Here is a 19,054-nt window from a genome sequence, read left to right as displayed (position 1 = left end):
GTCAACGGCACAGCACGAACGACAGCGGATTCGCAGACGTGAGTTCGCTGCGGAATTTCCGGTAATCTCTACCCATGGCCTCCTCTTCAGATTCCACCCCGGTCAATCCAGAAGTCGAACAGCTCCTGCGCAATCCCGAGGACAATCTCGAGGCCATTTCGGAGACGGCCGACCTGTTCAAGGCGCTGGCCACTCCCTCCCGGCTGAAGATGCTGCTGGTCCTCGCCCACGGTGAAGCGACGGTGACTCATATCGTCGAATCGACCGAACTCTCACAGCCCTTGGTCTCCCAGCACCTGAAGTTCCTGCGCGGCCTCCACCTCGTCGGAGTCAACCGAATCGGCCGCGAGGCCTATTACTCGCTCAAGGACGATCACGTCGCCCACATCATCCTCGACGCGCTGGCTCACACCATCGAGGCTCACGAACACTGAGTGCCTCTGGACCATCCCCGCATGCCGGGTTCACCGTCTTCTGCGCAGGGCTTGAGGTCCACCGCCGACGACCCAGACGATGACGACGACCAGCACGGCTCCGATCCACTGCGGCGGCGTCGGCCGCTCGCCGACGACGACCGCACCCGACACCACCGCCGACAGCGGCTGGAGCAGCATGAGAGCGGCCGTCCGCGGCACAGGAACCTGCGGACTCGAAATGCTCAGCAGCACCCAGGACAGTGCTTGGCCGAAGACCGCGAGTGCGACCATCCAGCCCCATCCGCTCCAGCCCAGGTCGAAGTCGAGGCCGCCGAGTGCGAACCCGGCGATCGCCGTCATCACCCCGGCTGCGACGGTGCCGACGGCCACGGGCGCGACCACGAAGTCCCGCGCTGCCTTCCGACAGTGGTGGATGCCGAAGATGTAGACGCCGTAGAGGATTCCGGACAGCACTCCGAAGATCGCTCCACGTCCCGGGTTCGCCGCTCCTGCATCGGCACCGAAGACTCCCCCGGTCAGCAGCATGCCGATGATCATGACCGGGATGCAGGCAATGAACAGCCACCCCGGCCGCGATCCTCCGAAGGCCCAGACCAGCGCGGGGAACACGATGACCTGGACGCTGATGAGGACCGTGGAAACGCCGGCACCCGCGTCGAGGACGCTCTGAGCCCACAGCACGTAGTCGATGCCCAAGGCCATGCCGGAGACCACCGCGACGATGACCGCCTTCGACGGCAGCAGGCCGTGTCGGCGGAGTTCGACGACCGCCAGGGGTGCGAGGACGATGACGGCGATCCAGCAGCGCAGGAATGCCGCGGTCGGAGCACTCGCCTCGGCGAGGATGACGAACAGGCCTGCCGAGCCCAGAAGCATCGCCGAGACGATGATGCCCAGAGTCGGCAGACCAGAGGACGCAGCGCCGTGGCTCGCAGCCGGTTTCGAGGTCATCTCATGAAGTCGAGGATCTTCTCGAGCGCCTCGGCGGTCTTGTCCGCGCCGACGGCCAGCGACAGCCGCACCGAGCGGGAGCCGTTGACGGAGTCGAAGTCGTCACCCGGCGCCAGAGCGACTCCGGTGGCGTCGAGGAGCGCCTCGCACCAATCGGTCGCGGTGACGATGTCAGGGTGCGACCGTTGCAGGATCTCGTCGATGCGCGCATACATGTAGAAGGCCCCATCGGGCGGTGCCATATCGGTGAACCCCAGGTCGGCCGTCGCGTCGAGAACGTGTTTGCGGGCCCGAGCGAAGGAGTCGACCGCCGCCTCACACTCCGCGTAGGACTCCTCGGTGAAGGCCGCGACGGCCGCATGCTGGGCGGGGACCGGGGCGCACAGCGACAGGTTCCCGGTCACGTTCTGGGCCGGGTTCGTCAGCTCCCCGGGCAGGATCGCCCAGCCGAGTCGCCACCCGGTCATCGCCCAGTACTTCGAGAACGAGGAGATGACGATGGCATTGTCATCGTGGGCGAGCGCGGTCTCACCGCGGGTCCCGATGTAGCTGATGCCGTGGTAGATCTCATCGGAGATCACCTGCACGTCGTGCTCGACGCACCAGGCGACGAGCTCGCCGAGGTGGTCGCCGGTGATCATCGTCCCCGTCGGATTCGCCGGCGAGGCGAGCATCAGCCCTTTGAGCGGGGCCTTCGCGTGTGCCTGTTCGAGGAGTTCGACGGTGGGTTGGAAGCCGTGGTCTCCGCCGCAGTCGAGCTCGACGACCTCGCAGTTCAGGGCGGCGAGGATATTCTTGTAGGCACCGTAGCCGGGACGTGCGAGCGCGACACGGTCGCCGGCGTCGAAGCAGGTGAGGAAGGCTGTCTGGAAGGCACCGGAGGATCCGGTGGTGATGGCGATCCGTTCGGTATCCACGTCGAGGCCGTACCAGGCGCGGTAGTGCCCGGCGATGGATTCGCGCAGTTCGGGGATGCCGAAGACCGGGGAGTAGCCGAGGTTCGTCCCGTCGGTGACCACCTCGGCGGCTCTCCTGCGCACCGGGCCCGATGCACCCTGGCTCGGTTCGCCGAGGCACATGGCGATGGTGTCACGGCCGCTGCGTGACATCTCCTGGACCTTGGCGACGATGTTCATGGCGGCGAAGGGCTGGACCAGGCCGGCCCGGTCGGAGACGCGGGGCGCGCTCGTGTGGGTGCTCATGGTCATCGCTCACTTCCTCTCGCGGGGGACGCGTCCCATGAGGTAGAACTCGGGGTTGGGCATCATCGACCCGACGTGCGCCATCCGATTCGACAAGCCGAAGAATCCGGTGATCGCGCCGATGTCCCAGGCGTCTTCGTCGTCGAATCCGTGCTCGGCCAGGGCCGCGAAGTCGGCATCGCCGAGCGTCCAGGGCTCCTCACAGACCGTCATCGCGAAGTCGAGCATCGCCATCTGTCGGTCGGTGATGTCGGCCTGCCGATAGTTGACGGCCACCTGGTCGGCCACGTGGGGCTTCTTCTCCATGATCCGCAGCACGGCTCCGTGGGCGACGACGCAGTACAGGCAGTTATTCACCGCCGAGGTGGCCGTGACGATCATCTCCCGGTCTCCCTTGCTCAGGTTCCCGGTCTCCTTCTCCATGAGGGCGTCGTAGTAGGCGAAGAATGCGCGGAACTCCGCCGGACGGCGGGCGAGGGAGAGGAAGACGTTGGGCACGAAGCCCGACTTCTCCGACACCGCCAGAATCTGTTCGCGGATATCGTCTTCGACATCGTCGATGTCAGCATATGGGTATCGCATACTGCTCATGCTAACCGCCGAGGCGGGTCGTCTGTGCCACCGGTCACGCACCACTGTCGCAGTCGACGAGGCGAGCGAGAAGACGGTCGCGTGGGGCTGGGATGCGACGGCACAGACGGCTAGGGTGAAGAGCAGATCATCGATGACGATCAGGAGGAGTGGAATCATGAGTGAGACGAACACCGGTTCGACAGGTGAGATCCAGCTCGACAACGGAGTCTTCCGTGTGACCAGGTGGACCATCCAGCCCAATGGGATCATTCCCATGCACAAGCATGATTACGAGTACGTCGTCGTGCCGATGGTCACCGACGCGATGCACGTGCGGAACTCGGATGGGACGTCGATCGTCGCCGACCTCGAGGCCGGCGTCAGCTACACACGCGCCGCGGGCTCCGAGCATGAGGTCTCGAATCCCGACGGCACCGATGACATCGTCTTCGTCGAGATCGAACGCCTCTGACGGGTCCAACCCAGCAATCGGTCCCTTGGCTGGACGTTTTGGACCGCTCCGACAGCGAAACTTCGGTCCAAATCGTCCACCTACGAGGCTGAGGCAGCTGCGACAGCTGCGACGACGGTGCTCAGCTGGGCAGGGACCAGGTGTGGACGGGGTCGCCCGAGACCTGATTCGCCACGTAGGCGTCCATCATCTGCTTCAGGCCCTCACGGCGCTCGGATGAGTCCGGGGCGCTGTTCGGGGCCAGATGGTCGAGCATCCTCAGCTGCCAGGTCGCGCCGTTGGCACGCCGCTCGGCCCGGCCCTCGATGATCGACATGTATTCGTCGATGACGTCCTTGTCGATGCCCAGACGACTCAGCCCCCTCCGCGCCTGTGGAATGAGAACGTCGAGCACAAGGTCCGCGACGTCGATGTGGCCGATCTTCGGCCAGGTCACCCGTGCGTGCATGCCGTCCTTGGCGCAGGCGAAGAAGTTCTCCTGAGCTTCACGGAACGACATCCTCGACCACACGGGACGGTTCTCTCCGACGAGGAACTCGGCGAGACCGTAGTAGAAGGCGGCGTCGGCGACCATGTCGATGGGAGTGGGCCCGGCCGGGAGCAGTCGGTTCTCCACACGGATGTGGGCGCCGGAGTCCGAGGAATCGTAGATCGGTCTGTTCCAGCGCCACACGGTGCCGTTGTGCAGATTGAGTTCATAGAGCTTCGGCGCATCGGCCTGGCTGAACTCGACGAAGTCCTTGATCTCCGGCAGCAGGGGCGGGAAATAGCGGACGTTCTCCTCGAAGAGGTCGAAGACGCTGGTGATCCACCGCTCTCCGAACCACACTCGGGGCCGAACCCCCTGGTTGACGAGCTCGGGAGTGCGGGTGTCGATGGCCTGGCTGAACACGGGGATCCGGGATTCGTGCCAGAGCTTGCGGCCGACGAACAGCGGTGAGTTCGCGCTCATCGCGACCTGCGCCGCCGCGATCGCCTGGGAGGCATTCCACGCCTCGGCGAACTTGTTGGGCGCAACCTGCAGGTGCAGCTGCATCGAGGTGCAGGAGGCTTCCGGAGCGATGTCGGAGAACTCGTGCTTGTACTTCTCCTCACCGTCGAGTTCGATGCGCACGTACTCGCCGCGGGCGTCGACGATCGAATTGCTCAGCGCCTCGTAGCGGTTCTCCTGGGTCATCCACTTCGCTGCGGAGAGGAACTGGGTGCTCAGGGTCGGCAGCGTTCCGATCGATGTGACCGTCAGCCCCTCCGCCTCGGCGGCCTTCCGTGCCTTGTCCAGCCGATGCGCGACTCCGGCTTCGAGGGTCTTCAGTCCGCGCCCGGCGACCTGCAGGACCGGATGGTTGAGTTCGAGGTTGAACCCGCCTATCTCGGACTGGTAGTCATCGTCGAGGCGCTGCAGGACCTGCGTGTTGTGCAGGCTCGGCTGATTGTCGGAGTCGATGAGATTGAGTTCGAGCTCCAGACCGATCGTGCCCGCGGACTTGAACTCTGCGTGGCGCAGATACGTGTCGAAGAGTTCGAGGTTCTCCGCGAGCTTCTCCCGATACAGCGTGCGCTCTTCCGGCGTATATCGCTTGGAACTGACTTCCTCACCCATAGGTCAAGCAAACCACAGACGGCCGGGTCCGCGCTTGCCGAATGTCGTCGCATGATGCGGACGCCGGAACCTGCCCCGCAGACCCCGTCGTAGAATCTGGTCATGACCACCTCTCAGTCCTCAGCTCTCCAGTCCGCAGATCTCGTCTCGAAGGCCACCGAGCGTCTTCCTCTCATCCTCGATGACATCGAACGCGTCATCACGAAGGAGACTCCCTCGCACGACAAGGAAGCCGTGGCCGCCGGCGCCCAGGACTTCGTCGAGCTTCTGAACGAACGCCTCGGTGCCGCGGCCGAGGTCGTCACCATCGACGGCACCGCGCATGTGCGGCTGCGCTTCGGCTCGGGACCGGCCCGCGTCGTCCTCCTCAACCATCAGGACACCGTGTGGCCGCACGGGACCCTCGACCGCAAACCCTTCTCCACCGACGACGGCCTCCTGCGCGGGCCGGGCAGCTTCGACATGCTCACCGGGGCGATCATGAGTGTGCATGCGACCGCGATCGTCGCTGAGCACCTCGGCGCCGGCGGGCTCGATGGTCTGTCGATCCTCGTCACCGGCGATGAGGAGATCGGGTCGGTTTCGTCCTCCGATCTCATCCGCGCCGAGGCGGCCGAGGCGAAGGCCGTGTATGTGATGGAGGCGAGCGCCGGCGGTGCGCTCAAACTCGAACGCAAGGGCACGAGCGACTACACCCTCGTGTTCACGGGCAGGGCCTCCCATGCCGGTCTCGAACCCGAGAAGGGGATCAACGCGGGCATGGCTCTGGCCCTGCACCTGCCCCTGGTCGCGGATCTCGCCGACGCGTCAGCGGGCACCTCCGTGGTCCCGACCGTGATCAGTGCGGGCACCACGACGAACACCGTCCCCGCCGAGGCGCGCGTCGATGTCGACGTCCGTGCCCGCACCGCCGCCGAACTCGACCGTGTGGACGCCGCCATCCGTGAGCTCGCCACCCGCCCGCAGCTCGAGGGATCGACGGTCGAGGTCATCGGCGGAATCAACCGGCCGCCGTTCGAGCGTGAGCGGTCGGCCGCGCTGTTCGAGCGCGCCACCGCCCTGTCTGCCGATCTCGGCCTGCCCGTACCTGAGGGCGTGTCCGTGGGCGGCGCCTCGGACGGCAACTTCACCGCCGGGGACGGCATCGCGACGCTTGACGGGCTCGGCGCTGTGGGCGACGGCGCCCACGCCGAACACGAACACGCCGTCATCGATGAGATCGCCCCGCGCACGGCGCTGCTCGCTGCCCTCATCGCCGATCAGCTGCAGGGCTGAGGTGAGCCTTCACCTGCAGGCCTGAGGCGAGCCTTCACCTGCAGGGCTGACTCAGGTCACCTGATCGGATAGCCCGCGACCCGCATGTCCTCCGGGTTCTTCGTCGTGAAGAGCCAATCGCGCAGATGCGGGTCGGGCACGATCTCGTCACGGGCGACGAGATGGTCACCGCCGACGAGGTAGTAGTGGTAGTCGAAGCGGTCGAGCACGTGCATCAGCTGCTCGGGCCGTGCCCGGTCGTCGAGGACCTCACACAGGATATCGGGCCGGAGCGTGTCCAACAGCTCCCGACCGTCGTCGAGGACGTCGTTCTCCGCCCCCTCGACATCGATCTTCACGGTCACCGTCGGACGGCCAGGCGGCAGGTCCGGAAGGAGTTCGTCGAGTGAGGTGAAGCGCACCTCGGCGCCGGAGTCGAAGTCCATTCCCGTCGAGTAGAACGACGGCAGCGCCGATCCCCCGTCACCGGTGGGCACCTGCATCGTGGTGCCGGGCCTGCCGACACCCGTCGGATGGACGGTGACCCGATCGCCGAGGCGGTTGCGGGCGATGTTGCGCTCCAGCCCGGTGACGACGGCGGGGATGATTTCGAAGGAATGCGCGATCGCGTCCGGATTCGCGGCCAGCACCGCCATCGTGAAGACCCCGGTATAGGCGCCGATGTCGACGAACACGTCGGCGTCGCGGCTGAGTTCGACCATGAGGTCGAGCGCGAAGGCGTCCTCTTCCTCCGTCCGACGCCCCTTGCCCCAGTAGAATTCCTTGGCGATCTCGCAGCGGAACGGATCGACGAGGTAGAAGTTTCCGCCTCCGGCACGACCGCGCACCTCGGTGAGGCCGATCGGGGCGGGCAGCCTGCCGATCCTGATGCCGCTGATGTGCGGGGCGAGCGTCCTCAGCATCGGATGGAGGAACGGCTGAGCGAGTGCAGTCTTGACGGGCAGCTTGAGTCCGAACCACTTCTGCTTCCGGCCTTTGAGGGACTGCAGGTAGTCGTTCACGTGGCTCTCCCTTGGTTGCGCGAACCCTTTGCCTCACAATACCAATGTCGCCAGCCGAAGCTCCAGCGGAAGCGCCGCTGTGAGACACAAGTTCTCCTGCTTCAACTCACACATTTCTCACCCTGACCGTCCCATTCCGCAATGCGCGCCCTCCCGTCCCATTCCGCAATGCACCCCGTGGCGGTCGCGCGGGTGGCTATAGGCTGAGTGCAAGGACCATCAGCCCCAAAACACGAAGAAGGTGCATGGCGCATGAAGCTCAAGTCGGTCACACTCCACCAGGTATCGATCCCACTGGTCACTCCGTTCGAGACCTCGTTCATGCGGGAGACCGAGAAGGACTGCTACCTCGTCGAGGCAGTCTTCGACACCCCCAAGGGTGAGATCACCGGTTGGGGAGAGTCCGTGGCGATGATCGCTCCGCTCTACTCGTCGGAGTACGTCGCCTCCGGAATCGACGTCACGAAGCGCTGGCTGGCGCCGATCCTCTTCGACGTCGACGACCTCACTGCGGAGACCGTGTCCTGGCATCTGCGCCATGTGATCGGCCACCCGATGGCGAAGTCTGCATTGGAGATGGCGGTCATCGAGGCCCAACTCAAACTCAACGACCAGTCCTTCAAAGGCTATCTGGGCGGCGTCGTCGACTCCGTGCCCTCGGGCGTATCCGTGGGCATCCAGCACTCCGTCGAAGAGACCGTCCGGGTCATCGGCGGCTACCTGGAGGACGGCTACGCCCGCATCAAGCTCAAGATCAAACCGGGCAAGGACGTCGCTGAGATCGCTGCCGTGCGCAAGGCCTTCGGCGATGACTTCGGGTTCCAGGTCGATGCCAATGCCGCCTACACCCTTGTCGACGCCTCCCACCTGCGCAGGCTCGACGACTACGGCCTGCTGCTCATCGAACAGCCCCTGGGCGAGGCCGACATCCGCCAGCACGGGGAGTTGGCGAAGCTGATGGAGACGCCGATGTGCCTGGACGAGTCGATCGACTCCGCCGAGGCGGCCGCTGATGCGATCTCCATGGGCGCGGCGGCGGTCATCAACATCAAGCCCGGACGGGTGGGCGGCTTCATCGAGGCGAAGAAGATCCATGATCTGTGCGCCGCCCACGGTGTGGCCGTCTGGCACGGCGGCATGGTCGAGACCGGCCTCGGCCGAGCCGCCAATGCCGCCCTCGCATCGCTTCCCGGTTTCAGCCTGCCCGGAGACATCTCGGGATCCAACCGCTTCTTCCACGAAGACATCACCGAAGAGATCGTCATGCACGACGGCAAGGTCGACGTGCCCACGGGCGTCGGCTTCGGCGTCTCGATCGATCCCGCGAAGCTCGAGATGTTCCGCACCGACTCGCTCACGATCCTGCCCCACAGCTGAGGGGCGCCCGAAGCGCCCGAAGCGCCGCTTGCCGCTGGGTCGTTGAGCGGCTGCTGACGCGCAGGCGCACGGCGTTCCCGTACAGCCACCAACGGTCGGCATGTTCTGCTCGAAATTTCGGCGGATTTCGAGCAGAACATGCCGACTGTTGGGCTTTCAAGCGACTGTCGGCTGCCGACGACCCGCACCGACTCAGCTGTGGGTGTGCGTCTCCTGGGCCGCGTCCTTCGCCCGGTCGAACTGGAAGGTCGAGTGTTCGATGGCGATCTCGAAGTGCTCGGCCAGACATTCCTGGAGGTCCGTGAGTATCCGCGGGGCGTGACCGTCGTAGAAGCATTCGTCGGCGAGGACCACGTGTGCGGTGAGTACGGGCAGGTTCGAGTCGATGCGCGTCACGTGGAGGTCGTGGACGTCCTGGACGTGTTCGACCCCTTCGATATGCATCTTGACCTTGTCGAGGTCGAGCTCCTTCGGAGCGAGTTCGAGCAGGATCGAGCCGGTCTCCCGCAGGATGGAAAACGCTCGGGGCACGATCAGAGCCGCGATGAACAGCGCCGCCACCGCGTCGGCACGGGTCCAGTCGAAGAGCCAGATCGACACCGCAGCGAGGATGACGGCGACCGACCCCAGTGCATCGGCGATGACTTCGAGGAATGCGGCTCTGAGGTTGAGCGACTCCTCTTTGGACGAGCTGAGGATGATGATCGATACGATGTTGCCGACAAGCCCGACGACGCCGAAGAGCATCAGCTCCGGGCCCGGGACTTCGGGCGGGACGAAGAAGCGGCGGACCCCTTCGATCAGGCTGTAGACGCCCAGGCCCAGCAGCAGAGTCGCCTGCGCCCCGGCGGCGAGAACCTCGGCTCGGCGGAACCCCCAGGTCTTCTGCCCCCGTGGAGGCGTCCGGACCAGAGTGGCGGCGAAGAGTGCGATGCCGATGCCGATGAGGTCGACGGAATTGTGGCCGGTGTCGATCAGCAGCGCCAGGCTGCCTGTCACGATCGAACCGATGACCTGGAAGATGAAGATCACCAGCACGATGCCGAAGACGATCGCCAAGCGGCGACGCGAGCCTGATGCGTGCGAGTGGTCGTGTGCCATGGAAACCTCCTACACAATCACATTAACATATGCGTATGTCTTTATGCATTAATAGGTTTTCGTTTCCCTCAACCGCATTCGGGCACAGACATCGCCGAGGCGTCTCCGGGCTCAGGTGCCCGGAACCGCCTCGGCGCGTGGGTCTTACTTCTTGTCGGAGCCGCCGTTCTTCGGGCCGTCGGTGCCGTCCGAACCGGTGCCACCCGAACCGGGGCTGTCCGGGCCATCGGCCCCACCGTCGCCTCCGTCGCGACGGCGCAGCGCGTCCGCGATATAGGACTGCACGTCGATCCCGGTGGCCTTCTTCACATCGTCACCGATATGGGTCAGGTCGAGGTCGCCGTTCTCATCGAAGTAGGTCGTCGGATCGAAGTTCTCGGGCGACCAGGCGTTGGGATCCTTCAGATCGGACGACGCCGCCCCGCGCCCGGAGCGGCTTCCGCGCCTCGGGTGTCCGTCGTGGTCCGCGGAACCCGATCGCTCGGAGATCTGGCCTTCGACGACCTGATCGTCGTCGACGTCGGCCGATTCCGACGCTGTCTCGGAGCCGGCACCTGTGCCGTCATCGGAGCCTGCGAAGTCCCCCGGCCCGCCGAAGTTCTTCGCTCCGCCCTGGGCCTGGGCCTTGTCGACCAGGTTGCCGAGATCGATGCCGGTGGTGCCGCGCACAACCTCGAGAACCTGAGCGAGGTTGTTCGACATCGAGTTCGCGAGCTTGGACTCTCCGTCCGTCGACACGATCGAGAGGTCCTTGATGTTCGCGTACGGAGCGACGAGTTCGCCGGCGATGTTCGGCAGGGCCTCGAGGACCTTCGACAGCACCGCCGCATCGTTGAACTTCTTGTAGGCCTCGGCCTGAGCCTGAAGCGCCTCTGCCTCCGCCTCGCCGCGGGCCCTGATCGAATCGGCCTGGGCCTCGCCCTCGAGCCGAACCGCCTCGGCGTCCTTCGATCGACGATGCAGCTCGGCCGCGGCCTCGGCGCGCCCCTGGGCTTCGATCTCGTAGGCGTGAGCATCGGCGGCCGCCTGCTGGCGGTACCTCTCCGCGTCTGCGGGGCGCCGGACCTCGGCATCGAGCTGTTCGGCACGCAGCTCTGCCGCTTCCTTCGCCACCACCCGGTCGCGTTCGAGCAGTTTCTGCTTCTCCGCCGCCGTCGCCAGCGGACCGGCGTTGTCGGCTGTCGCCTGACGCTGGTCGGCTTCTTCCTTCAGTCCCGCACGGCGCAGCGCAAGCTGCTGCTGCTGTTCGGCGATGGCCTGATCGGTCAGAGCCTGCTGTTTCTGGGTCGACTCGTTCTGCTGCGCCTCCTCGACGGACGAGGCACGGCTGGCGTTCGCCTCGGCGATGGCGGCGTTCTTCGCGACCTCGGCGGCCTGCGGGCGCCCCCAGTCCTTCAGGTAGCTGCCGTCGTCCTCGACGGCGGAGATCTGGAAGGTGTCGATGACCAGACCCTGGTTGTTCATCGAGTGCGCGGACTCCTCCTGCACCTGGGCCGCGAAGGATGCTCGATCCTGGATGATCTGCTCGACGGTCAGCGTGCCGACGACGGCACGCAGCGTGCCGGAGAGGATCTCCGTGCTGTAGGGCTCGATCTGGTCCTGCTGGTCGAGGAAGCGCTGGGCGGCCTTGCGCACGTCCTCCTCGGTGCCGCCGACCTTGACCTGTGCCACGCCGTGCAGGCGCAGCGCGATGCCGTTCATCGAGATGCCGTCGATGGCCACGGCGATCTGCCGCGATGACAGCGAGAGGATGAAGGCCTTCTGGACGATCGGATAGACGACCGAGCGCCCCCCGATGATGATACGACCGGTGCCACCCGAGCTGCTGGCGTTCCTGCCGGTGATGATGAGTGCCTCGGACGGGGAGGCGATCTTGATCGAGCGCATGATCACGAAGAACGCGATCAGGGCGATGATGACTATGACGCCGACGACTACGGCGCCCACGATGAAATCCACTTGAGCCTTTCCGGAATTCGGGGATGAATGGGACAGGTCGAACTGAGGCGACAGCGCCCGTTGCGCTCATCCTATGCGAGTCTGCATCTCCTGCACAGGCCCGCGGGCGTCTTCGCCATCACTGAGGCGGCTCAGAGGTTCACTTGCCCCAGTCGCCGGGAGGGCCGGCGAGCAGCAGTCCGCTGAAGATGGCGATGACCACGACGATTCCCACGGCAATGGCCAACCAAGGCGAGCGGATCGCCCAGGAGGTCAGCTTCTCGAACCAGTTCCTCGGGGTCCGCCCGTTCGCACCCAGGCCCCAGTCGCCCTCAAGCACCCCGGCCTTGACCACGGAGACCTCGAAGGGGATCGTGGCGTAGGGAATGATCGCAGAGGCCAGTCCCGTGGCGATGCGTTTCTTGCTCCACATCTGCGAGGTTCCGACGCCGATGACGGCGATGACGAAGCAGATGAAGATGAACCCGTGGATGCCGCCGCCGATGCGCACGCCGATCTCGGTCGTCTGGGTGACGTACTTCAAGATCATGCCGATGATGAGCAGGGTCCACGTGATGGTCTCCGCAAATGCGAAGATCTGGAAAAAGCGTTTGGGGGTCACAGGAGTCCATTGTGCCTGAACGAGATGGGCGGGCGCTGAAGACCTTCACCAGCTGAGCGGGAGAATCTCACCGTTGACCTGGAGAATGGGAGTCGTGATGAAGACGGCGGTGCAGTGGTGGGACAGGTTCCAGGTGCTTCTCTACCTGGTCGCCATCGCAGTCGGCGCAGTGATCGGATCGGCATTCCCGAACATCGCTCCCGGTCTCGAGGCTTCGATCGAACCGGTGCTCGTGCTTCTGCTGTTCGCGACATTCCTCGGCGTGCCCCTGATCGAAGTCGGTCGGGCCGTTCGCGATGTGCGCTTCCTGGGCACCGTCCTGATCGTGAACTTCATCGGCGTGCCCCTGGTGGTGTGGGGTCTGTCGCGATTCGTCGCCGATGACCGGGGGCTGCTCGTCGGCGTCCTGCTCGTGCTGCTCACCCCGTGCATCGACTACGTCATCGTCTTCACCGGCCTGGCCGGCGGGGCGAGCGGCAAGCTGCTGGCCGCCACTCCCCTGCTGATGCTGGCCCAGATCCTGTTGCTGCCCGTCTACCTGTTCCTCTTCGCCGGCGAGGACGCGCTCTCGGTCATCGACATCGCCCCGTTCGCCGAGGCGTTCCTGACGTTGATCGTCGTCCCCCTCATCGCGGCCGCAGTCGTTCAGGCCCTCGCCCGACGACACACGTTCGGCCACGCCGTCGAGGAGGTGATGGACGCCGCGATGGTCCCACTGATGATGGCGACCTTGGCCGTCGTCGTCGGTTCGCAGATCGCCGCGGTCGGTTCGCAGGTCGGCACGCTCGTGCGGGTGCTGCCTGTCTATGTCGTGTTCGCGGCGATCATGGTCGCTGTGGGACGGTTCGCAGGTGTGCTTGCCCATCTGGATGCGGCTTCCACGCGTGCCGTGATGTTCTCGGTCGCGACGCGGAACTCTCTGGTCGTGCTTCCGCTGGCTCTGGCTTTGCCGAACTCATTGTCGATCGCACCGCTGGCCGTGGTCGCCCAGACTCTCGTCGAGCTGATCGTCATGGTGATCCTCGTGCGACTGGCCCCTCTCATCGCCCGAGGTCCGAGTCCGGCGAACACCGACAGCATCGAGTCCTGAACCGAAGGCGCACGTCGAGCCCTGAGCCGAGGACGCACGTCGAGCCCTGAGCCGAGGACGCACAGGCTCACGGAGACGCGGGGAATGGGCACGCGGGGCAACCGAGACAAGGGGAATGGGCACGCGGGGAATGGGCACGGGGGACGGCGACCTGTGTCGGTCACCGACCCCCGTGGCACTGCCGGGAAGCTCAGTCCCTGCGGCGGCGAGCCCCCATGGTCATGGCCACGCCGAGCACGATGAGCGCTCCGGCCGAGATCACCAGAGGCATGGCCTCGTTGCCTGTGCGCGGCAGGTCTCCCCCGCCGCCACCTGCGCCCGGACCGTCGCTGTCGGCCGCCAGGACCTCGAACGAACCGGACAGCGGGTCACCTCCGTCACAGTCGACCGTGACCTCGTACGTGCCCACATAGGTTGCGGCTTTGGACTCGTCGAGTCCGCGCACGCCGAATGTGGCCACAGAACCGGCATCAGCCGTCGCGGTCTGCTCGAATCTCTCGATCTTTCCATTCTGCGGATCCACCGTCATCGTGGCGGCGGTGTCCGGGGTGCAGCCGGCGGCAGTCACCTGTACGCCCCGCTCACCGACGAAGTCGCTCTGATCGATCGTGGTCGGATCGATGCTCAGGCTCCGCTCGTCCGGCGCCTCGGTCGGATCATCCGTGGGCGTCTCGGTGGGCGTTTCCGTGGGAGGCTCCGTCGGTGGCGTGGTCGGCGGATCGGTCGGGGCGGGTGCCTCGCTCAGATCGTAGGCGAGCGTGTGCACCGCATAGCCGATGGCCGGGGCGAAGATGTCGACGGACTCCTTGTTGACGTTGTCGATCGTGTCCGTGGCCTGATGGTAGTTCGTGTCGTGCTTCTCCCCGACGGTCCCGCCGAACAGATCCGCTTCCTCCTGCGTCTTCGTGCCGTCTGCACCGGAGAACAGCCCGCTGGAGGGAATGCCGTTGTCAATGAAGGCCTGGTAGTCCGAGCGGCCCGAGAAACTCGTTCCGACGTTGGGCTGATCGATATCGGCGAAGTAGTCGGTGAAGACCTCCTCGAGCTCCGCCGAGCCCTCGGGCACGTTGACCCCATCGGGGATCGGCACATCGGAGCCGTCGGAGTCGAGCGTGCCGACGATGTAGTTGTCGGATCCGATCATGTCGAAGTTCATGTACGACTTGACCTTCGAGAGCTCTGACTCACCGAGGGACTCCACGTAGCGGGTCGACCCGACGAGGCCGACCTCTTCAGCACCCCACCAGCCGAAGCGGATGGCGTTGTCGGCCTCCGTCGGCTGCTTCGCCAGGGCCTCTGCGCTGGCCAGCAGTGCGGCTGAGCCGGAACCGTTGTCGTTGACTCCCGGCCCTTCGGGGACACCGTCGAGGTGGGCGCCGAACATCTGAACGTTGTCGTGGTCGCCCGCCTTCGTCTCGGCGATGACGTTCCAGGTCGTCGAGGTGGTGTATTCGGTCTCGAGGGTGAAGTCCGCCAGCAGCGGCTCGTCCTCGGCGGCCCCTTCGACCTTGGTCAGCAGCTCGTTGCCGGCGTTGTAGCTGACGCCGACGGTGGGTGCGCCATCGGCGATGCGCTCGCCGAGGGTGGCGCTGAGCGCCTCATCGGGTGCGGAGGTGTCGTTGTTGTAGAGAATGACCGCTGCGGCGCCGGCGTCCGTGGCCGCCTGCGTCTTCTCGCCGAAGGCGCAGGACCCGCGGGCGACGAGGACGACGGCACCCTCGGCGCTGTCGTCGAAGTCGCCGGCCGCGCAGCCGAGCTGCCCTCCGGCCAAGTCGCTGTAGTCGTCATCGACCGGCAGCGCCAAGGGCAGCTCCGTGAGCGGTTCGTCGGTGCCTTCGGTGTAGCTGGCGGGAGTGACCTCGAGATCCTGTCCGTCAACGCTGACGGCGACGTCGCCGAACGTCTGGTCGTCGACCTCGAAGGCCTGCCGTTCGACGTCGAAGGCACCAGTGTCCTCGAGGGTCGCTTCGACGTATTCGACGGCTTCTTCGTAGCCTGGAGTGCCCAACGCCCGGAATCCCTCGTCGGCGTGAGACGTCGATATGTCCGAGATCGACTGCAGATGCTCCATCACGGCGTCTCCTGTGACGCCCATATCGGTGTGTTCGCTCGGTCCTGCGTTCCCGGCCGCCACCGCCGGGCTGATCCCGCCGAGGACCATGCCGGTGGCGGCGGTGATCGCCAGCCATGTTCTGGTGCTTGATTTCATAGAGTTCCTTTCGCTCCTCAGGTGCCAGACGAACCTTCATGACTCCTCACACACGTCGACGAGCGGACATCTCCAACCGCTCGGGTCGAACGTCGCCTGCCCGGTGATCGCAGCGCGCGAAAAGCTGAACGCGAAGTGACGGCACCGGCACCGTCGACATTCACAACAGCAGCGGTGCCGACCCGTCGAGCTCAAGGGGAAGCTTGATTCTCGCGTTTCGCCATGAGTAACGAAATACATACTTCTATAACGAAACGGTGACACAACTCACATTGAGCTTTAATCTAGTGCATCCTCAGCGCCTATGAGGTAACGAAACGATAACAACCGATACTTAGTCGATTGCGCAAGTGTTGAATTCAATGGGCGTCTCCGACTAGAATCCGAGCAGTGATGAACAATGAATCGACGGTCCCCGACGCACCCCATGAGCCCGATCGCAGGACCATCCGACGCTGGCAGAGGTACCTCGCAAACGAGCGGCTCGAGGAGCGCGTCTACCGCGATCTGGCCGAGCGCCGCTCCGGTGAGGATCGGGAGATCCTCCTGGGACTGGCCACGGCCGAATCCCGGCATCAGGAGCATTGGATCGACCTCCTCGGCGAGCGGGCCGGGAAGAAGCGCGCCCCCGATCTGATCACGCTGGGCCTCGCCTTTCTGGGGCGGCTCTTCGGGTCGGTCTTCGTCCTCGCGCTCGCGCAGCAGTCGGAGACGAGTTCGCCCTATGACGACGATGACGCCGCATCGGCGGAGATGGCCGCGGATGAGCGGATCCACGCCGAGGTGGTCCGTGCTCTCGCGGCCCGTTCCCGAGCCCGCCTGTCGGGCAACTTCCGTGCCGCGGTCTTCGGCGCCAATGACGGGCTCGTCTCCAACCTCGCCCTCGTCCTCGGCGTCGGGGCCGCGGGAGTGAGCAACCACGTCATTCTGCTCACCGGCGTCTCCGGGCTGCTTGCCGGGGCTCTGTCGATGGGGGCCGGGGAGTACATCTCGGTGCGCTCCCAGCGCGAGCTGCTCGACGCCTCGACCCCGGATCCCGAATCCCGCCACGCCCTGGCCGATCTCAACATCGACGCCAATGAGCTTTCGCTGGTCTTCCGCGCCCGGGGCATGGAATCTCCCGCAGCCGACGCCCGCGCCCACAAGACCATCGCCGCGGCCAAGAACCAGAGGGCCCCGCGGCTGCCCAGCCTCGACTCCGGCGTCGACCGCGACGAGTTGGGCACAGGCCTGGGGGCGGCGCTGTCGAGCTTCGGCTTCTTCTCCTCGGGCGCACTCATCCCGATTCTCCCCTATGCCTTCGGCATGACGGGACTGTCCGCGGTGATCCTCTCGGCCGGACTCGTCGGCATCGCGCTCCTCTTCACCGGCGGCACCGTCGGCCTGCTCTCGGGCACCGCCCCGGGACCGCGGGCCCTGCGTCAGCTCGCCGTGGGATTCGGCGCGGCGGCCGTGACCTACGTGCTCGGCCTCCTCTTCGGCGTCAGCGGCGGCTGATCCACCTGCCACACAGCCTGAGGCCCGCTCGAGAACCTAGACTGTCGGTATGACCGATGCCCTTGTCCTCATCGACCCTGCTGCTTCCACCGTCGAGGCCGCCGACCTCGACGCGCCGCAGCTTCCCGTCACGGATCTGTCCGCCCACCGCGGCGACGGCATCTTCGAGACCGTGCTCGTGCGCCTCGACGATGCGGACGTGACCGTCGTGTCTCGGGAACGCCACTTCGCACGGTTCGGCGCATCCGCCTCGGCGCTGGGCCTGCCCGACCCGGACCCGGAGCTGTGGAACCGTGCCCTCGAGGCCGTGATCGCGAAGGTGCGGGCGGCCGATCCGCTGAACACCGAGTTCGGGGTCCGCTACGCGTGCTCACGCGGGAGCCAGAATCCGGACGGGAGCCAGAGCCCGCGCGGCTGGGCATTCAACGTCCCCGTCGATGGCAAGATCACGCGGGCCCGGACGCAGGGCATCTCCGCCGTCAGCCTCGATCGCGGCTACGACGCCTACCTCGGCAGCAAGGCGCCATGGCTGCTCATCGGCGCCAAGACCCTCTCCTACGCGGTCAACCAGGCCGCGGGCAGGTACGCCGCGGAGCAGGGAGCCGACGAGGCTCTGTTCGTCTCCCACGACGGCGTCGTCCTCGAGGGACCGACATCCAATCTCATCATCCGCCGAGGCGAGCGCCTCCTCACACCGAATCCGGAGGCCGGGCTGCTCTCCGGCACTACCCAGCGTCTGGTCTTCGACCATGCAGGAGAGCTCGGGCTCACGGCCGAATACGCGGACTTCGGCCTCGGCGATGTCATCGCCGCCGACGGAGCCTGGTATGTGTCATCGATGCGCACGGCCGTGACTCTCAATCAGCTGGACGGCAACCCCATCGCGCGCGACGAGGAGCTGACGTCGAAGCTGCAGCGGGTGATCATGGCCGGCTGACGCCGTCGGCCGACCCGGTCGCGGAGTCCGCCGCCGGGCCGCCGGTCACCGGCGGATCGGTCACGGAACGACGCACCGCAGAACGACTCGCCACTGGACGGCTTACCGCGGGACGATGCGTCGGGACGAGGACCGTCAGGACCAAGGCGAGGATGCAGGCTCCGCATCCGGTGAACCACAGGATCCAGAAGATCCCGGCGAAGGTCGGGAAGAGCCCCAGGAGGAAACTCAGCGCGCCCACGACGAACAGCCCGGTCACGATCGCGATCTTCCATCTCGTGAGCATTGCCCCTCCTCTCATACTGAAGTCCAATCTATCGGCTGCGCGGGCACCGCACATCCGTCGAAAGTATGAAGTTCGGCCGTCGGATCTCCTGCGCTAGTGTGGACTCGTACGGATTCGCACCCCAGCGATATCGTCGCGGCGCATCGTCGTCGCAGACACAACGTCTCAGGAAAGGACAGAGCATGGGAAAGCTCGCTTGGCAGATCATCGGCGTCGGAGCGCCCATTGCGGCGACATTCGTGGCTCGCAAGGCGTTGACCTTCGCCTGGGAGAAGTCGACCAAACGCCCCGCACCGAACAACCCCGTCGATGATGAGATCTCGATGTCCGAGGCCCTCGCCTGGACCATCGTCTCCGGTGTCGGCGTCGCTGTGGCACGGCTCGTCGCTCAGCGCATTGCCGCCACCACCGTTCGCAACAGCTTCGGCGATGAGGCTCTGCCCAAGAAGTTCCAGAAGCCGATCGACGAGACGAGCGACTGAGCGA

18 protein-coding genes are annotated in these 19,054 nt (G+C 65.7%); 8 read left to right on the top strand and 10 right to left on the bottom strand.

Annotated elements, in window-relative coordinates; translation table 11 throughout:
* Positions 1 to 74: 74 nt before the first annotated feature.
* Entirely contained in the window at positions 75 to 434 is a 360-nt protein-coding gene (locus tag BKA07_RS04485; RefSeq protein ID WP_209043861.1) for an ArsR/SmtB family transcription factor, read from the top strand.
* A gap of 30 nt (positions 435 to 464) precedes the next feature.
* Here BKA07_RS04485 and BKA07_RS04480 read toward each other — a convergent pair whose 3' ends face one another.
* Genes BKA07_RS04480 through BKA07_RS04470 form a run of 3 tightly spaced genes read right to left on the bottom strand, consistent with a single transcriptional unit; the run spans position 465 to position 3,340 of the window.
* Positions 465 to 1,388: a DMT family transporter gene (locus BKA07_RS04480; RefSeq protein WP_167949836.1), complete on the bottom strand. Its 924-nt coding sequence runs from the start codon at positions 1,386 to 1,388 to the stop codon at positions 465 to 467.
* Complete coding sequence (locus BKA07_RS04475) at positions 1,385 to 2,590, bottom strand: pyridoxal phosphate-dependent aminotransferase (RefSeq protein WP_167949835.1); 1,206 nt, start codon at positions 2,588 to 2,590, stop codon at positions 1,385 to 1,387. Before BKA07_RS04475 ends, BKA07_RS04480 begins: the two co-directional genes overlap by 4 nt.
* Positions 2,591 to 2,599: 9 nt before the next feature.
* Positions 2,600 to 3,340: a peroxidase-related enzyme gene (locus BKA07_RS04470; protein ID WP_245161835.1), complete on the bottom strand. Its 741-nt coding sequence runs from the start codon at positions 3,338 to 3,340 to the stop codon at positions 2,600 to 2,602.
* Here BKA07_RS04470 and BKA07_RS04465 point away from each other — a divergent pair.
* Positions 3,339 to 3,635 (top strand): cupin domain-containing protein, encoded by a 297-nt coding sequence (locus BKA07_RS04465; protein WP_167949834.1) that lies wholly within the window; start codon positions 3,339 to 3,341, stop codon positions 3,633 to 3,635. The two genes, BKA07_RS04470 and BKA07_RS04465, sit on opposite strands and share 2 nt — an antisense overlap.
* Positions 3,636 to 3,756: 121 nt before the next feature.
* Here BKA07_RS04465 and BKA07_RS04460 read toward each other — a convergent pair whose 3' ends face one another.
* Positions 3,757 to 5,235: a glutamate-cysteine ligase family protein gene (locus tag BKA07_RS04460; protein WP_167949833.1), complete on the bottom strand. Its 1,479-nt coding sequence runs from the start codon at positions 5,233 to 5,235 to the stop codon at positions 3,757 to 3,759.
* A 102-nt stretch (positions 5,236 to 5,337) separates the two neighbouring features.
* Between BKA07_RS04460 and BKA07_RS04455 the strand changes: the two genes are divergently transcribed.
* Positions 5,338 to 6,510: a M20 family metallopeptidase gene (locus tag BKA07_RS04455; protein ID WP_167949832.1), complete on the top strand. Its 1,173-nt coding sequence runs from the start codon at positions 5,338 to 5,340 to the stop codon at positions 6,508 to 6,510.
* A 56-nt stretch (positions 6,511 to 6,566) separates the two neighbouring features.
* Here BKA07_RS04455 and BKA07_RS04450 read toward each other — a convergent pair whose 3' ends face one another.
* The gene (locus BKA07_RS04450; RefSeq protein ID WP_167949831.1) at positions 6,567 to 7,511 is read right to left on the bottom strand and encodes an FkbM family methyltransferase; all 945 of its coding nucleotides are present in this window, start codon (positions 7,509 to 7,511) and stop codon (positions 6,567 to 6,569) included.
* Between the two features lie 252 nt (positions 7,512 to 7,763).
* Here BKA07_RS04450 and menC point away from each other — a divergent pair, with 252 nt between their 5' ends.
* Complete coding sequence (gene menC / locus BKA07_RS04445) at positions 7,764 to 8,888, top strand: o-succinylbenzoate synthase (protein ID WP_167949830.1); 1,125 nt, start codon at positions 7,764 to 7,766, stop codon at positions 8,886 to 8,888.
* A 192-nt stretch (positions 8,889 to 9,080) separates the two neighbouring features.
* Here the strand turns inward: menC and BKA07_RS04440 are convergent, their stop codons facing one another.
* The 3 genes from BKA07_RS04440 to BKA07_RS04430 all read right to left on the bottom strand — a co-directional run bounded on the left by BKA07_RS04440 (position 9,081) and on the right by BKA07_RS04430 (position 12,549).
* On the bottom strand, positions 9,081 to 9,989 hold the full coding sequence (locus tag BKA07_RS04440) for a cation diffusion facilitator family transporter (protein WP_167949829.1): 909 nt from the start codon (positions 9,987 to 9,989) through the stop codon (positions 9,081 to 9,083).
* Between the two features lie 144 nt (positions 9,990 to 10,133).
* The gene (locus tag BKA07_RS04435; protein ID WP_167949828.1) at positions 10,134 to 11,948 is read right to left on the bottom strand and encodes an SPFH domain-containing protein; all 1,815 of its coding nucleotides are present in this window, start codon (positions 11,946 to 11,948) and stop codon (positions 10,134 to 10,136) included.
* 139 nt (positions 11,949 to 12,087) lie between these two features.
* Complete coding sequence (locus BKA07_RS04430) at positions 12,088 to 12,549, bottom strand: DUF3817 domain-containing protein (protein WP_167949827.1); 462 nt, start codon at positions 12,547 to 12,549, stop codon at positions 12,088 to 12,090.
* 97 nt (positions 12,550 to 12,646) lie between these two features.
* On the opposite strand from BKA07_RS04430, the gene BKA07_RS04425 reads away from it, so the two are divergent.
* Complete coding sequence (locus BKA07_RS04425) at positions 12,647 to 13,639, top strand: arsenic resistance protein (RefSeq protein WP_167952868.1); 993 nt, start codon at positions 12,647 to 12,649, stop codon at positions 13,637 to 13,639.
* A 190-nt stretch (positions 13,640 to 13,829) separates the two neighbouring features.
* On the opposite strand, the gene BKA07_RS04420 is transcribed toward BKA07_RS04425, so the two are convergent.
* Positions 13,830 to 15,848, bottom strand: coding sequence for a M28 family peptidase (locus tag BKA07_RS04420; protein WP_167949826.1), 2,019 nt, complete (start codon positions 15,846 to 15,848; stop codon positions 13,830 to 13,832).
* 393 nt (positions 15,849 to 16,241) lie between these two features.
* Here BKA07_RS04420 and BKA07_RS04415 point away from each other — a divergent pair, with 393 nt between their 5' ends.
* Positions 16,242 to 17,345, top strand: a complete 1,104-nt coding sequence (locus tag BKA07_RS04415; protein ID WP_167949825.1) for a VIT1/CCC1 transporter family protein — start codon at positions 16,242 to 16,244, stop codon at positions 17,343 to 17,345.
* Between the two features lie 49 nt (positions 17,346 to 17,394).
* Positions 17,395 to 18,282 (top strand): aminotransferase class IV, encoded by an 888-nt coding sequence (locus BKA07_RS04410; RefSeq protein ID WP_167949824.1) that lies wholly within the window; start codon positions 17,395 to 17,397, stop codon positions 18,280 to 18,282.
* Here the strand turns inward: BKA07_RS04410 and BKA07_RS04405 are convergent.
* On the bottom strand, positions 18,269 to 18,568 hold the full coding sequence (locus BKA07_RS04405; protein ID WP_167949823.1) for a hypothetical protein: 300 nt from the start codon (positions 18,566 to 18,568) through the stop codon (positions 18,269 to 18,271). The two genes, BKA07_RS04410 and BKA07_RS04405, sit on opposite strands and share 14 nt — an antisense overlap.
* A gap of 182 nt (positions 18,569 to 18,750) precedes the next feature.
* Here BKA07_RS04405 and BKA07_RS04400 point away from each other — a divergent pair, with 182 nt between their 5' ends.
* Complete coding sequence (locus BKA07_RS04400; protein WP_167949822.1) at positions 18,751 to 19,050, top strand: DUF4235 domain-containing protein; 300 nt, start codon at positions 18,751 to 18,753, stop codon at positions 19,048 to 19,050.
* The last annotated feature ends 4 nt before the right edge of the window (positions 19,051 to 19,054 follow it).

The organism is Brevibacterium marinum, assembly GCF_011927955.1.
Taxonomy (GTDB): Bacteria; Actinomycetota; Actinomycetes; order Actinomycetales; family Brevibacteriaceae; genus Brevibacterium; species Brevibacterium marinum.
The sequence above is the reverse complement of the archived record's forward strand: the minus strand, read 5'-3'. Positions and strand labels throughout refer to the sequence as shown.

Coding starts and splice junctions, on each gene's coding strand:
- BKA07_RS04485 (WP_209043861.1), top strand. CDS start 75: ATGGCCTCCTCTTCAGATTCCACCCCGGTCAATCCAGAAGTCGAACAG.
- BKA07_RS04480 (WP_167949836.1), bottom strand. CDS start 1,388: ATGACCTCGAAACCGGCTGCGAGCCACGGCGCTGCGTCCTCTGGTCTG.
- BKA07_RS04475 (WP_167949835.1), bottom strand. CDS start 2,590: ATGAGCACCCACACGAGCGCGCCCCGCGTCTCCGACCGGGCCGGCCTG.
- BKA07_RS04465 (WP_167949834.1), top strand. CDS start 3,339: ATGAGTGAGACGAACACCGGTTCGACAGGTGAGATCCAGCTCGACAAC.
- BKA07_RS04470 (WP_245161835.1), bottom strand. CDS start 3,340: ATGATTCCACTCCTCCTGATCGTCATCGATGATCTGCTCTTCACCCTA.
- BKA07_RS04460 (WP_167949833.1), bottom strand. CDS start 5,235: ATGGGTGAGGAAGTCAGTTCCAAGCGATATACGCCGGAAGAGCGCACG.
- BKA07_RS04455 (WP_167949832.1), top strand. CDS start 5,338: ATGACCACCTCTCAGTCCTCAGCTCTCCAGTCCGCAGATCTCGTCTCG.
- menC (WP_167949830.1), top strand. CDS start 7,764: ATGAAGCTCAAGTCGGTCACACTCCACCAGGTATCGATCCCACTGGTC.
- BKA07_RS04440 (WP_167949829.1), bottom strand. CDS start 9,989: ATGGCACACGACCACTCGCACGCATCAGGCTCGCGTCGCCGCTTGGCG.
- BKA07_RS04425 (WP_167952868.1), top strand. CDS start 12,647: ATGAAGACGGCGGTGCAGTGGTGGGACAGGTTCCAGGTGCTTCTCTAC.
- BKA07_RS04420 (WP_167949826.1), bottom strand. CDS start 15,848: ATGAAATCAAGCACCAGAACATGGCTGGCGATCACCGCCGCCACCGGC.
- BKA07_RS04415 (WP_167949825.1), top strand. CDS start 16,242: ATGAACAATGAATCGACGGTCCCCGACGCACCCCATGAGCCCGATCGC.
- BKA07_RS04410 (WP_167949824.1), top strand. CDS start 17,395: ATGACCGATGCCCTTGTCCTCATCGACCCTGCTGCTTCCACCGTCGAG.
- BKA07_RS04405 (WP_167949823.1), bottom strand. CDS start 18,568: ATGCTCACGAGATGGAAGATCGCGATCGTGACCGGGCTGTTCGTCGTG.
- BKA07_RS04400 (WP_167949822.1), top strand. CDS start 18,751: ATGGGAAAGCTCGCTTGGCAGATCATCGGCGTCGGAGCGCCCATTGCG.